At 69.2% G+C, this 14,912-nt stretch carries 14 protein-coding genes; 7 read left to right on the top strand and 7 right to left on the bottom strand.

Annotation, left to right across the window (positions count from 1 at the left end; translation table 11 throughout):
- Positions 1 to 41 precede the first annotated feature (41 nt).
- Positions 42 to 1,034 carry a heme o synthase gene (locus ACFP3H_RS15015; RefSeq protein WP_378605813.1) on the top strand — a complete coding sequence of 331 codons (993 nt, stop codon included), beginning with the start codon at positions 42 to 44 and terminating at the stop codon, positions 1,032 to 1,034.
- Positions 1,035 to 1,124: 90 nt separating this feature from the next.
- On the opposite strand, the gene ACFP3H_RS15010 is transcribed toward ACFP3H_RS15015, so the two are convergent.
- The gene (locus ACFP3H_RS15010) at positions 1,125 to 2,687 is read right to left on the bottom strand and encodes an FAD-dependent oxidoreductase (protein WP_378605810.1); all 1,563 of its coding nucleotides are present in this window, start codon (positions 2,685 to 2,687) and stop codon (positions 1,125 to 1,127) included.
- A gap of 97 nt (positions 2,688 to 2,784) precedes the next feature.
- On the opposite strand from ACFP3H_RS15010, the gene ACFP3H_RS15005 reads away from it, so the two are divergent.
- Positions 2,785 to 3,384, top strand: a complete 600-nt coding sequence (locus tag ACFP3H_RS15005; RefSeq protein ID WP_378605807.1) for a TetR/AcrR family transcriptional regulator — start codon at positions 2,785 to 2,787, stop codon at positions 3,382 to 3,384.
- 45 nt (positions 3,385 to 3,429) lie between these two features.
- Here ACFP3H_RS15005 and ACFP3H_RS15000 read toward each other — a convergent pair whose 3' ends face one another.
- On the bottom strand, positions 3,430 to 4,395 hold the full coding sequence (locus ACFP3H_RS15000) for a quinone oxidoreductase family protein (protein ID WP_378605804.1): 966 nt from the start codon (positions 4,393 to 4,395) through the stop codon (positions 3,430 to 3,432).
- Between the two features lie 76 nt (positions 4,396 to 4,471).
- Between ACFP3H_RS15000 and ACFP3H_RS14995 the strand changes: the two genes are divergently transcribed.
- Positions 4,472 to 4,837 carry a hypothetical protein gene (locus ACFP3H_RS14995; protein WP_378605801.1) on the top strand — a complete coding sequence of 122 codons (366 nt, stop codon included), beginning with the start codon at positions 4,472 to 4,474 and terminating at the stop codon, positions 4,835 to 4,837.
- A 55-nt stretch (positions 4,838 to 4,892) separates the two neighbouring features.
- On the opposite strand, the gene ACFP3H_RS14990 is transcribed toward ACFP3H_RS14995, so the two are convergent.
- From ACFP3H_RS14990 to ACFP3H_RS14970, 5 genes are all read right to left on the bottom strand, one after another.
- Positions 4,893 to 5,861 carry a COX15/CtaA family protein gene (locus tag ACFP3H_RS14990; protein WP_378605798.1) on the bottom strand — a complete coding sequence of 323 codons (969 nt, stop codon included), beginning with the start codon at positions 5,859 to 5,861 and terminating at the stop codon, positions 4,893 to 4,895.
- Between the two features lie 68 nt (positions 5,862 to 5,929).
- Positions 5,930 to 6,709 (bottom strand): ABC transporter permease, encoded by a 780-nt coding sequence (locus ACFP3H_RS14985; protein ID WP_378605795.1) that lies wholly within the window; start codon positions 6,707 to 6,709, stop codon positions 5,930 to 5,932.
- Positions 6,706 to 7,638, bottom strand: a complete 933-nt coding sequence (locus ACFP3H_RS14980) for an ABC transporter ATP-binding protein (RefSeq protein WP_378605792.1) — start codon at positions 7,636 to 7,638, stop codon at positions 6,706 to 6,708. Before ACFP3H_RS14980 ends, ACFP3H_RS14985 begins: the two co-directional genes overlap by 4 nt.
- Positions 7,635 to 9,353 (bottom strand): polyprenol phosphomannose-dependent alpha 1,6 mannosyltransferase MptB, encoded by a 1,719-nt coding sequence (gene mptB, locus ACFP3H_RS14975; protein WP_378605789.1) that lies wholly within the window; start codon positions 9,351 to 9,353, stop codon positions 7,635 to 7,637. The genes ACFP3H_RS14980 and mptB overlap by 4 nt, the downstream gene beginning before the upstream one ends.
- Before the next feature lie 61 nt (positions 9,354 to 9,414).
- The gene (locus tag ACFP3H_RS14970; protein ID WP_378605786.1) at positions 9,415 to 10,395 is read right to left on the bottom strand and encodes a rhomboid family intramembrane serine protease; all 981 of its coding nucleotides are present in this window, start codon (positions 10,393 to 10,395) and stop codon (positions 9,415 to 9,417) included.
- Positions 10,396 to 10,714: 319 nt separating this feature from the next.
- On the opposite strand from ACFP3H_RS14970, the gene ACFP3H_RS14965 reads away from it, so the two are divergent.
- Genes ACFP3H_RS14965 through sufC form a run of 4 tightly spaced genes read left to right on the top strand, consistent with a single transcriptional unit; the run spans position 10,715 to position 14,911 of the window.
- Entirely contained in the window at positions 10,715 to 11,500 is a 786-nt protein-coding gene (locus ACFP3H_RS14965) for a helix-turn-helix transcriptional regulator (protein WP_378606400.1), read from the top strand.
- Positions 11,497 to 12,933 (top strand): Fe-S cluster assembly protein SufB, encoded by a 1,437-nt coding sequence (gene sufB / locus ACFP3H_RS14960; protein ID WP_378605783.1) that lies wholly within the window; start codon positions 11,497 to 11,499, stop codon positions 12,931 to 12,933. The genes ACFP3H_RS14965 and sufB overlap by 4 nt, the downstream gene beginning before the upstream one ends.
- The gene (gene sufD / locus ACFP3H_RS14955) at positions 12,933 to 14,111 is read left to right on the top strand and encodes a Fe-S cluster assembly protein SufD (protein WP_378605780.1); all 1,179 of its coding nucleotides are present in this window, start codon (positions 12,933 to 12,935) and stop codon (positions 14,109 to 14,111) included. Before sufB ends, sufD begins: the two co-directional genes overlap by 1 nt.
- 32 nt (positions 14,112 to 14,143) lie before the next feature.
- Entirely contained in the window at positions 14,144 to 14,911 is a 768-nt protein-coding gene (gene sufC / locus ACFP3H_RS14950) for a Fe-S cluster assembly ATPase SufC (protein WP_378605777.1), read from the top strand.
- Position 14,912: the final 1 nt, after the last annotated feature.

The raw sequence follows: 14,912 nt of genomic DNA, 5'->3' as shown, positions 1-14,912 counted from the left end.
TTACCGGATGCGAAGCGAAGCACAGCGTGCGAGGAGATACAGTGCGGATCGGTCACGAGCCGGGTAGTAGCGGTGCGCACGGAACTTCGTCGACGGCCTTGGCCGACCGCCTCGCGGGCGACAGTCTCGGCGCGCGCATCGTGCGCAAACCCCTGGCCTACATCGCGCTCACCAAGCCGCGCGTCATCGAGCTGTTGCTCGTCGCCACGATCCCGACGATGCTGTTGGCCGATCGCGGCACCGTCGACATCCGGCTGATCCTGGTCACCCTGTTCGGTGGCTGGATGGGCGCGGCCAGCGCCAACACCCTCAACTGTGTCGCCGACGCCGACATCGACAAGGTGATGAAGCGGACCGCGCGCAGGCCGCTGGCCCGCGACGCCGTGCCGACCTCGCACGCGTTCGTCTTCGGCGTCACCCTGGGCGTGCTCTCCTTCGCCTGGCTGTGGTGGCAGGCCAACCTGCTCAGCGGCGCGCTGGTCGTGGCCACGATCCTGTTCTACGTCTTCGTCTACACCAAGGGCCTCAAGCGCCGGACCTCGCAGAACGTGGTCTGGGGCGGCGCGGCCGGCTGCATGCCCGCCCTGGTCGGCTGGTCCGCGGTGACCGGCGACATCGGCTGGCCCGCGCTGGTGCTGTTCGCGGTCATCTTCTTCTGGACACCGCCGCACACCTGGGCCCTGGCCATGCGTTACAAGGAGGACTACCGCGCGGCCGGGGTGCCGATGCTGCCCGTGGTGGCCACCGAGCAGGTGGTGACCAAGCAGATCGTCATCTACACCTGGCTGACCGTGCTCGCCACGATGGCGCTCGTCCCCGCGACGGGCGTGATCTACGCGGCGGTCGCGCTGGTGGCCGGCGCCTGGTTCCTGCTGATGGCCCACCAGCTCTACTCCGGCGTGCGCCGCGGCGAGTCGGTGAAGCCCCTGAAGCTGTTCCTGCAGTCGAACAATTACCTGGCGGTGGTGTTCTGCGGGTTGGCCGTGGACTCGGTGCTCGGGTGGGAGACGGTCGGCAGCCTGATCGGGCTGTAAGCAGGAGATTTCGCGCGATGGCCGGGCAGGGATTGCCCGGCCATCGTCGTTTTTCGGGTCCGCCCCTGGCAGGTAGCGTCCGCCGGCGGTTTATCGGCGACCGGCGACGTGTCCGTCCGGGCGGATCAGGATCTCGGTGCCGGGGGTGGCGTCGTAGGCGGTGAAGGCGTGGCCGTCGGGGTCGAGGTAAGTAGTGCCGGTGGCGGTGGTGCGGTGGATATCGACCGTGTGGAGGCCGGAATGTACCAGGGTCGCGGCGTGTCGGTATTCCGCGTCGGGCGTGCGGGCGGCGCGCTCGGGCTTCGCGGAATCCGCGCCCGGTGTCGAGGAGGCGGCTGTGGGGCGGGGAGGTGACAGCGGGGTCGAGGCGGGGGTTTCGATGGTGGGCGCGAAGCGGAGGAGCGTGGCGTGGGGGCCTCGGAAGAGGTCGAAGAGTCGGATCGGGCGACCGGTGTGGTCGTGGAGGACGGCGTCGGGGGCGCGGTCGCCGGTGACGAGGGCGCCGTGGGCAGTGGGGGAGCGGTAGGTGATGGTGAGCTGACGGGTTTCGGGGCCGCGTCGCAGGGCGTCGGGGTCGCCGTCGACGAGTTTGTCGAGCAGGTCGGTGCTCAGGCCGAGGACGCGGGCGGCGACCGAGCGGCGTTCGGCCTCGAAGGTGTCCAGGGCGGTGGGGTCGCCGTCGAGGGCGGCCGCGAGCTTCCAGCCGAGGTTGTAGGCGTCCTGGACACCGGTATTGAGGCCCTGGCCGCCCGTGGGTGGGTGGACGTGGGCGGCGTCGCCCGCCAGGAACACCCGGCCGTCGCGGAAGCGGGCGGCGAGTCGAATGTTGGGGCGCCACACCGTGATCCACGAGAGGTCGGTCAGCGTCAGACCCGAGGTGTGTCGGTCGGCGAGGGCTTGCAGGGCGGCGAGATCGGGGGCCGGTTGTTCGCCGAGAACGGGTCGGTCGCCGGGCAGCGGTGCGGCGAACTGGAAACGTCGGCCGCCGGGAAGCGGGGACAGCGCGAAACCGGTCATGGGTTGGTCGGCCGCGGCGGCGAACCAGTAGCCGTACTCGTGGTCGAGGGCGTCGACGCGCACGTCGCCGAGCAGCATTCGGATCGAGTCGTCGGTGCTGCCCTCGAACGCGATGCCCAACCGCTTGCGCACGGTGCTCGCGCCTCCGTCGGCGCCGACCAGATAGTCCACCCGCACCGTCTCCGTGCGCCCATCGCGTCGCAGTGTCGCCGTCACCCCGGTGTCGTCGTGGGCGAAATCGTCCAGCGCCGTACCGAATTCGACCGTCACCCCGAACTCGGCGAGCCGGCCCCGCAGGATCGCCTCGGTCTCGGACTGGCCGAGCACCCACGCATTCGGATACGGCACCTGCGCGCTCGGCGCGACCGGCTCGGCCATGCGGTGCTCACCGGCGAACGCACCCGCGAAGTACGCCCGCATCACCGGCAGTTCGCGCCCGGTGGCGAGGACGGCGTCGATCACGCCGAGGTCGTCGAACACCTCGAGGGTGCGCGGTTGCAGACCGTCCCCGCGCGACCCCTGGAACGGGGAATCGGCCCGGTCGACGACGCGAACGCCGACACCGCGTCGGGCGAGATCGAGGGCGAGTGTGAGGCCGGTCGGGCCCGCGCCGACGACGAGTACCTGGTCGGACATGGGGAAGTACCTCCTGCGACGAGATCTGAATTCACATTCAGTGAAAGTGAATTCAGTTTCAGTCTTGGTACGGTGCTTGTCAAGGAGGTGGTGTCCGATGGTGGGCAGACGCGAGAAGTCCGCGGAGACCGAGCAGGCGCTCAAGGTCGCCGCCCGGCAGGTCTTCGCCGAACACGGCTACCTGAACGCGAAGATCACCGACATCACCGCCGCCGCCGGTCGCGCCGCCGGCTCGTTCTACAACCACTTCGCGAGCAAAGAGGAACTGCTGCAAGCACTCCTGCGCGAGATGGCCGCCGCCGGTGACGAGCGCGCGGCCGACCCCGCCCACAGCGGGGACTTCGCCGACCCGGCGGCCGTGCGCTACCACGTGCGCGGCTACTGGACCTTCGCCCGCGAGCACGCCGCGGTCCTGCGCGCGATGGGACAGGCCGCCCAGGTCAGCCCCGAATTCGCCCGGATCGTCGCCGATTTCGGCACCGAGCAGCGCGCCGACATCGCCGACCACGTCGCCGACTTCCCCGCGCGCGGCCTACGCCTACCGGGCACGACCGACGCCAGCCTCGCCATGATGTTCGCCGCGGTCGACGGCATGCTGCGCATGGTCGAGGACGGCGCGGTCACCCTCACCGACGACGAGGCGATCGAGTCGATCACCCGCTTCGTCTACCGAGGGCTCACCGGCCGCGACTACTGAACGGCGCGTGCGTGATTCGCGCGAGGTCAGGGGACATGGTGTCGATCAGGGCAGCAGCACGATCGACCCGGTGGTCTTGCGATCGGCCAGATCCCGTTGTGCCTGTGCGGCATCGGCCAGCGGGTAGGTGGCGCCGATGCGGAACTTCAGTGTTCCCGCCGCGATCCAGTCGAACACATCCGTTGCGCGCCACAGGAATTCGGTGCGGTCGCGGGTGTAGGCGCCGATGGAGGGGCGGGTGAGCCACAGCGAGCCCGCGGGGTTGAGGCGCTGGGGGTCGAACGGGGGAACGGGCCCGCTGGCCGCACCGAACAGGGCCAACGTCCCACGCACGCGCAACGACGCCAGGCTGGCCTCGAAGGTGCTCGCGCCGACTCCGTCGTAGACCGCGGCGACGCCGATCCCGTCGGTGAGCTCGCGGACCCGGTCGGCCAGGTCGTCTCCGTAGTGCAGCACGTCGGCGGCGCCCGCTTCGCGTGACAGCTTCTCCTTGGCGTCGGTGGAGACGGTGGTGATCACCCTGGCACCCTTGGCGACGGCCATCTGGGTGAGCAGCAGCCCCACTCCGCCCGCACCGGCGTGGATGAGCACCGGGTCGCCGGGTTCGGGGGAGAACACCGACTCGGTCAGGTAGTGGGCGGTCATGCCCTGCAGCAGCGCGGCCGCCGCCACGGTCGGTTCGACCTCGTCGGGCACCTTCACCGCGACGGCCTCGTCGACCGCCACCAACTCGGCGTAGCTGCTCTTCGCCGACGCCCACGCGACCCGGTCGCCGACGGCGAACTCGGTGACATCGGAGCCGATCGCCACCACGAGCCCGGTCCCCTCCGACCCGGGGATATAGGGCGTGGCCTGCGGATACTGGCCGGTGCGGAAATAGATATCGATGAAGTTGACGCCCACACCCTGGGTATCGACCAGCAGCTGAGCGGGCCCGGCCTGCGGGTCGGGCACCTCCACGTACCGCAGGACTTCGGGACCGCCGTGCTCGGAAACCTGAATCGCGCGCATGGGTTCTCTTTCTACACCTCGCGCGGGCGCTCACTCGGGGGTGGACGAAAAACTACCGGCCGGTAAACTAGCGCCCATGAGTACAACCGCCGCCCCCGAGGCCGTGAAGGTGCCGGCCGAGGTCGAGAAGTCCATCGTGAAATTCGTCGCGCAGCACGGTGGTTCGGGCACGGCCGTGTTGCAGTATCTCGGCAAGCAGGGCGTGCGGATCACCCTGGTCGGCGCCGACGGCATCCTCGGTGACCGCGTGGTCGCCGATATGGCCACCGCCAAGGCCGTCGTCGAGCGGGTCGAGGGCCTGGCCGAGACCGACGAGTGGAGCCGCGAGATCGGCTCGATCGTCACCCCCACCGCCGAGCACTGGGACAAGATGGCCGGCTGGGTGGCCCATCAGACCAAGTTCCCCAAGGCGCGCAACTGGAAGTTGTTCGCGGGGGCGTAATCCCGAACCCATGACAAAGCCCGCGAATCGCAGTGCGACGCGGGCTTTGTCGCGGTCAGGAGTGGGTGTGTGACAGGGCGGGCACGTCGATCGTCTCGCGCGTGCGCAGCGAGGCCCACAGCGCGGCGGTCGCGGCGGTGCAGGCCGCGGCCCCGCCGACGTGGATCGCGACCAGTGCCGCGGGCACATCGGTGAAGTACTGGACCACACCCACCAGACCCTGCGCGACGACCAGCCCGAGCAGTACGAACAGCCGCCGGCGGATCGCGGGGGTGATCCCGACGGCGAACAGGCCGAAGGCGAGCCCGATCAGCAGCGCCAGGTAGCCGATCAGCAGCTGGGAGTGCAGGTGCACCAGGGTGACGATCTCGACCTGGAGGCGCGCCACCGGTCGTTCGATGCTCTTGTCGCCCGCGTGCGGACCCGCGGCCGTGACCAGTGTGCCCGCGATCAACACCCCGGCCAGCGCGACGCCGCTGAGCGCGGTCAGCCAGCGCAGCGGGGCGGGCACCTGCACGGTGGGGATGCCGTCGTCGGGTTCGCCGATCTTGGCGTAGAGCACCACGGCCAGCCACACCATCACCATCGAGGCCAGCAGGTGCACCGCCACGGTCCACCACAGCAGTCCGGTGCGCACGGTGATGCCGCCGATGATCGCCTGCACGACCGTGCCGCCGGGCATCAGCCACGCGTAGACCAGCACTTCCCTGCGTCGGCGCGCGCGCACGACGGCGATCACGATCAGCGCCGCGCACAGCGTCACCGCGAAGGTGAGCAGGCGGTTGCCGAATTCGACGGTCTGGTGGATGACCGGCACTTCCGAGACCCCGACGGGGGTGAAACTGCCGGGGAAGCACTGGGGCCAGGTGGGGCAGCCGAGGCCGGAGGCGGTGACGCGCACGATGGCGCCGGTCACCGAGATTCCGGCCTGACTCAGGATCACCGCGAGCGCGAGGAGCCGCTGCACCCGCAGCGAGGGGAGCGGCAGCCGGTCGACGAGGCCAACGAAGGCGCGATACAGCACGTCACGAATGGTACCGGCCGGAATTTCGACCCTATGACCAGGGCTACTACAGTGCGTCGTTGGTCACGTCAGTGGAAGCGGAACAGCCGGGTGGCGAGCCACCCGCACACCAGGCCCCACGCGGCGAGGACCGCCACCCCGAACCAGTCGATCGACCCGGTCAGGGCGGCATCGAGGGCGACGGCCAGCGCGCCGGAGGGCACGAGGTGGACCAGGGTGGTGACCGCGGTGGGCAGGCCGTCCACCAGCACCAGGCCCGCCACGCCGAGCATGATGAACCACAGGATATTGGCCAGTGCCAGCACGATCTCGGCCTTGAGCGTGCCGCCGAGCAGCAGGCCCATCGCCCCGAAGGTGGCGGTGCCGAGCGCGATCACCAGCGCGCCGAGCGCGAGCCCGCCCAGACCCGGCCGCCAGCCCAGCGCGACCCCGATCGCCCCGAGCAGCATCGCCTGCAACACCACCACGATCAGCACCGCCGCGCACTTGCCCGCGATCACGCCCCAGCGGGGCAGCGCGGTGGCACCGAGGCGTTTGAGCGCGCCGTAGCGTCGATCGAAACCGACCGCGATGGCCTGACCGGTGAACGCGGTCGACATCACCGCCGTCATCATCACCATCGGCACGATCCGGTCCACCCGGTGCTCACCCAGGTCGCCGAACGGCAGCAGGGTGAGTCCGATCAGCAGGGTGATCGGGATGAACATGGTGAGCAGCAGCTGTTCGCCGTTGCGCAGCAACAGTTTCAGCTCGAGCCCGGTCTGGGCGGTGAGCATCGCCGCGCGCGAGGCCGGGCGCGGGTCGGGGGTGAAGGTGCCGGGCAGGAACCGGCTCACACTCTCGGTCATCCGCGCAGGTCCCGTCCGGTCAGTTCGAGGAAAACGTCTTCCAGGCGCCGCTGGTCGATGCGGATGTCGGTGGCGAGCACGTCCATCCTGGCGCACCAGGCGGTGACCGTGGCCAGCACCTGCGGGGTGATCTCGCCTTCGAGCAGGTAGGTGCCCGGGGTGGTCTCGTGCGGTGTGAAGCCTTCGGGCAGTGCCGATTTCAGCAGCGCGAGATCGAGTTTGGGTGGGGCGCAGAACCGCAACTGGCCCGCGGCGCCGTGCGCGGTGACCTCGGCCGGGGTGCCCTCGGCCACGACCTGCCCGTGATCGATGATGACGAGCTGATCGGCGAGCTGTTCGGCCTCGTCCATCATGTGCGTGGTGAGCACCACGGTGACCCCGTCGCGGCGCAGCGCGTCGATGAGTTCCCAGACGAGCACCCTGGCCTGGGCGTCCAGGCCGGCGGTCGGTTCGTCGAGGAAGACGATCTCGGGCCTGCCGACCAGCGCGCACGCCAGCGCGAGCCGCTGCTGCTGGCCACCGGACAGACGGCGGTAGGGGGTGCGGCGGGCGTCGCGCAAGCCCAGCGTCGACAGCAGCCAGTCGGGGGAGATCGGGTCGGCGGCGTAGGCGGCGACCAGGTCGAGCATCTCGCCGGCCTTCGCGCCGGGGTAGGCGCCGCCGCCCTGCAGCATCACACCGATGCGCGGACGCAATTGCTCGGAGTCGGCGATCGGGTCCAGGCCCAGCACGCGCACGGTGCCGGAATCGGGGCGGACGAAGCCCTCGCACATCTCGACCGTGGTGGTCTTGCCCGCGCCGTTGGGGCCGAGCAGCGCGAAGACCTGGGCGGGTTCGACCTCGAACCGCAGCCCGTCCACCGCGGTGGTCTCGCCGTAGCGCTTGACCACGCCGTCGACACGAACAGCGGGTCCTGAGCGACTTCTCACGATGTCACACGGTAAGCCGTGCCCCCCTGTGACGGAGCCGACACCCCCGCCTGCGCCCGCCAGGGCAGGGTGTGGCGGGTGAGCGCGAAGAACAACGCGAAGCACACGACGGCGGCCAACGCGGCACCGATGATCTGGAAGACCTGGAATTCCGCGCCGCGCGGCATCACCAGCATCGACACCACCGCCGAGAACGCCACCGCGGGCACCCGGAACACCGGCTGGGTGGCCCACGCGGCCAGCGGCACGATGGCCCAGAGCAGGTACCAGGGCTGGACCACCGGGAACAGCAGCACGATCGCGGCCAGCGACACACCCAGCGCGCCGACCGGATGCAGGCGGCCCAGACCGGTGGCGACGAGCATCCGCACGGTGATGTAGGCGGCCACCAGCGCCGCGATCGGGCGGGTGATCGAGAGCAGGGCGGTGGTGTGATCGCCCAATCCCAGTAGGACACCGCCGAATCCGGTGACGATGCCGATGATGGTCGGCAGTGACATCCAGCTGCGCACCGCGTTGGCGACGCTGAGGGTGTGCACCCAGCCGAAGCCGAGTCCGCTGGCGACCCCGATGAACAGCGTGGTCACCACGGCGACCGCGCCGAGCAGCAGGGCCGCCTTGACGATCGCGGTGAACGAGCCGCCCCAGCGCCGGGCCAGGGCCATGCCGACGAAACCGAGCGCGATGATGGAGGTGAATTTGATCGAGGACGACAGCGTGATCACCACCGCGCCGCCGATCAGATAGGCCCAGGCACGGGTGTCGAAGGGGGCCGGATTCGTCGGGGTGAGGCGGTCGGGTCGACGGCCCTCGCCGTAGATCGCGCGCAGCATCAGCTCCATGCCCGCGAGCATGAGTCCGAGCATGAGCGCGTCGTTGTGCACGCCGCCGACCAGGTGGAACAGCACCAGCGGATTGGCCGCGCCGAGCCACAGCGCGCTCACCGGCGCGACCCCGCAGCGCACCGACAGCCGCGGCAGCGCCCACACGATCAGCGCGACGCCCGCCAGCGCCAACAGTCGGTGCACCCACACCCCGGCGATGATGTTGTCCCCGGTCAGTTCCGCGATCCCGCGGCCGATCCACAGGAACAGCGGCCCGTAGGGCGCGGGGGTGTCGCGCCAGATGGTCGGCACATTGTTGGTGAGCACGTTGTCGATTCCGAGCCCGGCCACCGGACCTTCGGAATAGGGGTCGATGCCGCGCGCGGCGATCTCGCTCTGGGCCAGATAGGAATAGACGTCGTTGCTGAACATCGGCGGCGCCACCGACAGCGGAATGATCCACAGCAGCAGGGTGCGGTCGAGTTGCGAGCGGCTCAGCCGGTGCAGCGGCGAACCGGCCAGCCCGCCGACCGCGAAGCGGCCCAGCAGCAGCCAGGCGCCGATCACCAGGGCGGTGCCGAACATGCACATGGCCAGCGATCCGGTGTGGGCGCGGGCGAAGATGCCGAGCACCCGCACACCCGAGACCGGATTCTGGTGCACCGGTTGGGCGCCGATGCCCAGCGCCGCGATCGCCATCAGGACCGCGCCGGTGGCGCCCATCAGGCGGATCCGATCCAGTTGCGCGCGTTCGCGTTTGTCGAGTCCGGGGACTTCGGTCTCGTCGCGATGCAGGACCGCGACCGTGTGATCGGGCGTCGACACATCGAGCCCGAGAGCCCGCCGCCCGAACGCCAACGTCTTGCGCGCCGCGCCCTCCAGTACTGCCACGAACACGGAGCCTAGTGGGTGCGCTCGCGGGCGCGTCGTGCGCCGCGACAACCAGCGCGGACTACACCGACCCGGCGAGGGCGGCCGGCGCGACGCCGCTCGCGACGACCCCCGACCCGTCGACAGCGCTCGTCGCGGCATTCGTGATGACCATCGGCGCGGTGAACGGCGGTTGCGACCGGATCCAGAACACCGCGGCGACGATCACGGCGAGGCAGGCCAGCGCGACCGCCCCCAGCGCGACCCACCCGATGCGCTGCCCCGCGCGCTGATCGCGCGCCCCGAGCCAGCCCGGCACGAACAGGATCCCGAGCGCGCTCAGCGTGCCCGCGGCCAGCCCACCCAGGTGTCCCCACAGCGAGATCCCCGGCAGCGAGAAGCTGATCAGCACATTGACGCCGATGACCACCAGCATCGGCGTCGGACTCCGCCGCAACCGGATCAGCGTCACGGTGACCGCGCCGAACAGGCCGTACACCGCCCCCGAGGCGCCCGCGGTCTGGGTGATCGAGTCCGACAGCAGCATCACCGCGGCCGAGCCGCCGAGCAGCGAGATCAGGTAGACGCAGCTGTAGCGGACCCGTCCGAGCGCCTGCTCGAGGTCGCGCCCCACGATGTAGAGCGCGAACATGTTGACCAGCAGGTGGATCGCCCCGTAGTGCAGGAAGCCCGACCCGAGCAGCCGCCACCACTGTCCATCGGCCACCAGCAGCGGCACCAGCACGAACTCCCGGAACACCGACGACCCGCGATAGTTGTCCATCGGACTACCGGCCTGGGCCGCGGTGATCACGTAGACCAGCACATTGACCGCGATCAACCCGTACGTCACCAACGGAACCCCGGTTCCGGCCCGCCCCCCGCCGACGGTCCGCACCGGCCGCACGTCCTGCTGCCCCTGCCGCACACAGTCGACACAGTGCTGCCCCACCGCCGCGGGCCGCAGGCACTCGGGACAAGCGGGCCGCCCGCACCGCGTACACGCGAGCCCGGTGGCACGATCAGGATGGCGAACACACGTCGAAACAGGCGAAGTGGACACCCCGCCATCGTGCCAGACCCCGCCGCCGCGCTGGACGTTTGATCACCACGCTGTGGTGGCGCGTGCGGGGGATATTCACGCCACCACAGCGTGGTGATCAATTGACCAGGTCGCTGGGCGATCGGGCGGCTATCGGGGTGGGGGTGTGCGATGGGTCACCTCGGGGGGTGGAATTGATCGGGGGAGGGGTGCGGTACCTGGGGTTTTGTCGGGGGTTGGGGGAGTGGGTCGAGGGATGTCGCAGGTCAGGGCACCCTTGGGAAGGTGACCCTTATTAGATTTAGGGAAGTAATTCCGCCACACTGGTGTTGTGAAAACCGTGGGTTTGCGGACAGGCGTGGAAAGTGACGGTCGTACGACGACCGGCGCTCGGTCCTCGGCTGCCCCCGCGGCGGTCGCGCACGAAGGGCAGACGCGGGCGGCCATCGTCCAACTCCTGCTCGAGCAGGGACCGATCACCGCCACCGCGATCGGCACCGAACTCGGCCTGGCGCCCGCCGGGGTGCGCAGGCACCTCGACGCGCTCATCGACGCCGGTCAGGCTCGGGCGAGCCGGTCGGCGCCGTGGCAGCAGAAAGGGCGCGGTCGTCCGGCCAAGCAGTATCAGCTCACCGCGGCCGGTCGCGGCAATCTCGGCCACGCCTACGACGATCTGGCCGGGGCGGCCATCCGCCAGCTCGGCGAGATCGGCGGCGACGCGGCGATCGCCGAATTCGCTCGCAGGCGAGTGCGCACGATCGTCGACGGGATCGAACCCGTCGCCGATCAGACCGCGCCGGTGATCGAGGCCAAGGTCACCGAGATCGCCGAGGCGTTCGCCGAGGCCGGTTTCGCCGCCACCACCCGTCAGGTCGGCACCGGTGTGCAGATCTGCCAGCACCACTGCCCGGTCGCGCACGTGGCCGAGGAGTTTCCCCAGTTGTGCGCCGCCGAACTGGACGCTTTCCGCGACCTGCTCGGCACCCACGTGCAGCGACTTGCGACGATCGCCAACGGCGATTGCGCCTGTACCACCCACGTACCGCTGGTCGCGGTGCCGAAGATCCCATCCGCCGCACAGCCCGCGGCGGGACGAACGAACGACTCCGGAAGGAGTGCCGAATGACGACCCCTACCGACCAGGTGCAACCGCTCACCCAGGACGAAACCATCGCCTCGCTGGGCACCTACGGTTACGGCTGGTCCGACTCCGATGTGGCCGGCGCCAGCGCCCAACGTGGCCTGTCGGAGGCCGTCGTCCGCGATATCTCGGCGAAGAAGAGCGAACCCGAGTGGATGCTCGACGTGCGCCTCAAGGCGCTGCGCATCTTCGATCGCAAGCCCATGCCGAACTGGGGCTCCAACCTCGACGGCATCGACTTCGACAACATCAAGTACTTCGTGCGCTCGAGCGAGAAGCAGGCCGAGAGCTGGGAAGACCTGCCCGAGGACATCAAGAACACCTACGACAAGCTGGGCATCCCCGAGGCCGAGAAGCAGCGTCTGGTCTCCGGTGTCGCCGCGCAGTACGAGTCCGAGGTCGTCTACCACTCCATTCGTGAGGATCTCGAGCAGCAGGGCGTGATCTTCCTCGACACCGATACGGCGTTGAAGGAGCACCCGGAGATCTTCCAGAAGTACTTCGGCTCGGTGATCCCCGCCGGTGACAACAAGTTCTCCGCGCTCAACACCGCCGTGTGGTCGGGTGGCTCGTTCATCTACGTGCCGCCGGGCGTGCACGTCGACATCCCGCTGCAGGCCTACTTCCGGATCAACACCGAGAACATGGGCCAGTTCGAGCGGACGCTGATCATCGTCGACGAGGACGCCTACGTCCACTACGTCGAGGGTTGTACCGCCCCCATCTACAAGTCCGACTCGCTGCACTCCGCGGTGGTCGAGATCATCGTGAAGAAGGGCGGCCGCTGCCGCTACACGACCATCCAGAACTGGTCCAACAACGTCTACAACCTGGTCACCAAGCGGGCCAAGGCCGAGGCGGGCGCCACCATGGAGTGGGTCGACGGCAACATCGGCTCCAAGGTCACCATGAAGTACCCGGCGGTCTGGATGACCGGCGAGCACGCGCACGGCGAGGTCCTCTCGGTCGCGTTCGCCGGCCCCGGCCAGCACCAGGACACCGGTGCCAAGATGCTGCACCTGGCCCCGCACACCTCCTCGACCATCGTGTCGAAGTCGGTGGCGCGTGGTGGCGGTCGCGCGTCCTACCGCGGTCTGGTCCAGATCAACAAGGGCGCGCACGGGTCGAAGTCGACCGTGAAGTGTGACGCGCTGCTGGTCGACACGATCAGCCGCTCCGACACCTACCCCTACGTCGACATCCGCGAGGACGACGTGACGATGGGTCACGAGGCGACCGTCTCCAAGGTCTCCGAGGAGCAGCTGTTCTACCTGATGAGCCGTGGCCTCACCGAGGACGAGGCGATGGCGATGGTGGTGCGCGGCTTCGTGGAGCCGATCGCCAAGGAACTGCCGATGGAATACGCACTGGAACTGAACCGGCTCATCGAGCTGCAGATGGAAGGGGCCGTGGGCTGATGTCGACGCTCGAGACGCCGACCCAGAACCCGGGCGCGGGCGCCGCGGTCAACAAGGGCGAGGTCTTCACCTCGTTCGACGTGGATCAGTTCGAGATCCCGTCCGGTCGCGACGAGGCGTGGCGGTTCACCCCGCTGCGTCGCCTGCGCGGCCTGCACGACGGCACCGCCGTGGCCGACGGTGTGGCCACCGTCGAGGTGAGCGAGGTCGCCGGTGTCACCGTGGAGACGGTGGGCCGCGCCGACGCGCGCCTGGGTCAGGCCGGTACCCCCGCTGATCGTGTTGCCGCGCAAGCCTATTCGGGCTTCGAGACCGCGACCGTGCTCACCGTGGGCAAGGAGACCGAGGTCTCGGACCCGGTCACCGTCACCATCACCGGTCCCGGCGAGGGCAAGACCGCCTACGGTCACCTGCAGATCCGCCTGGACAACTTCGCCGTCGCCACCGTGGTCATCGACCAGCGCGGCAGCGGAACCTACGCCGAGAACGTCGAATTCGTGCTCGGTGACAGCGCCAAGCTCACCGTCGTCGCGGTCCAGGAATGGAACGAAGACGCCGTGCACGTCACCGCGCACCACCTGAAGCTGGGCCGTGACGCGAACCTGCGCCACGTGTCGGCGACCCTGGGCGGCGACCTGGTTCGCCTGTCGGGCACCGTGCGCTACGCCGGTCCCGGTGGCGAGGCCGAGCTGTTCGGCCTGTACTTCGCCGACGCCGGCCAGCACTTCGAGCAGCGGCTGCTGGTCGATCACGCCGAGCCCAACTGCAAGTCCAATGTGCTCTACAAGGGTGCGCTGCAGGGTGATCCGGCCTCGGCCAAGGGTGACGCGCGCACGGTCTGGATCGGCGACGTGCTGATCCGCGCCGCCGCCGAGGGCACCGAGACCTACGAGGCCAACCGCAACCTGGTGCTCACCGACGGCGCGCGCGCCGATTCGGTGCCGAACCTGGAGATCGAGACCGGCGAGATCGCCGGTGCCGGACACGCCAGTGCCACCGGCCGTTTCGACGACGAGCAGCTGTTCTACCTGCGCGCTCGCGGCATCCCCGAGGACGTCGCCCGCCGCCTGGTCGTGCGTGGTTTCTTCTTCGAGATCATCCAGAAGGTCACGGTTCCCGAGGTCCGAGAGCGGCTCGAGGCGGCCATCGAGGCCGAACTCGCCACTGTCGGTATCTGACACCCACTACTTCCCGTAAGGATTCTGATTCGATGACCACCTTGGAAATCAAGGACCTGCACGCCGAGATCACCACCCCCGAGGGTGAGCGCAAGCAGATCCTCAACGGTGTGAACCTCACCGTGCGCTCGGGCGAGACGCACGCCATCATGGGGCCCAACGGCTCGGGCAAGTCCACGCTGTCCTACGTGATCGCGGGCCACCCCAAGTACACCGTCACCCAGGGCACCATCACCCTCGACGGCGAGGACGTCCTCGAGATGTCGGTCGACGAGCGCGCCCGCGCGGGCCTGTTCCTGGCCATGCAGTACCCGGTCGAGGTCCCCGGCGTCTCGATGTCGAACTTCCTGCGCACCGCCGCCACCGCCGTGCGCGGCGAGGCCCCCAAGCTGCGCACCTGGGTCAAGGAGGTGAAGGAGTCGATGAAGGAGCTCGATATCGACTCGGCCTTCGCCGACCGCTCGGTGAACGAGGGCTTCTCCGGTGGCGAGAAGAAGCGTCACGAGGTGCTGCAGCTGGGTCTGCTCAAGCCGAAGATCGCGATCCTCGACGAGACCGACTCGGGCCTGGACGTCGACGCGCTGCGCATCGTCTCCGAAGGCGTGAATCGCTACAAGGAGCGCGAGAACGGCGGCGTGCTGCTGATCACGCACTACACCCGCATCCTGCGCTACATCAAGCCCGACTTCGTGCACGTGTTCGTCAACGGCAAGATCGTCGCCGAGGGTGGCTCCGAGCTGGCCGAGGAACTCGACGCGAACGGCTACGAGCGCTTCACCGCCGCGACCGCTGGAGCCTGAT

Origin of the sequence: Nocardia lasii (genome assembly GCF_042658545.1) — a bacterium.
Lineage (GTDB): Bacteria > Actinomycetota > Actinomycetes > Mycobacteriales > Mycobacteriaceae > Nocardia > Nocardia lasii.
The sequence above is the reverse complement of the archived record's forward strand: the minus strand, read 5'-3'. Positions and strand labels throughout refer to the sequence as shown.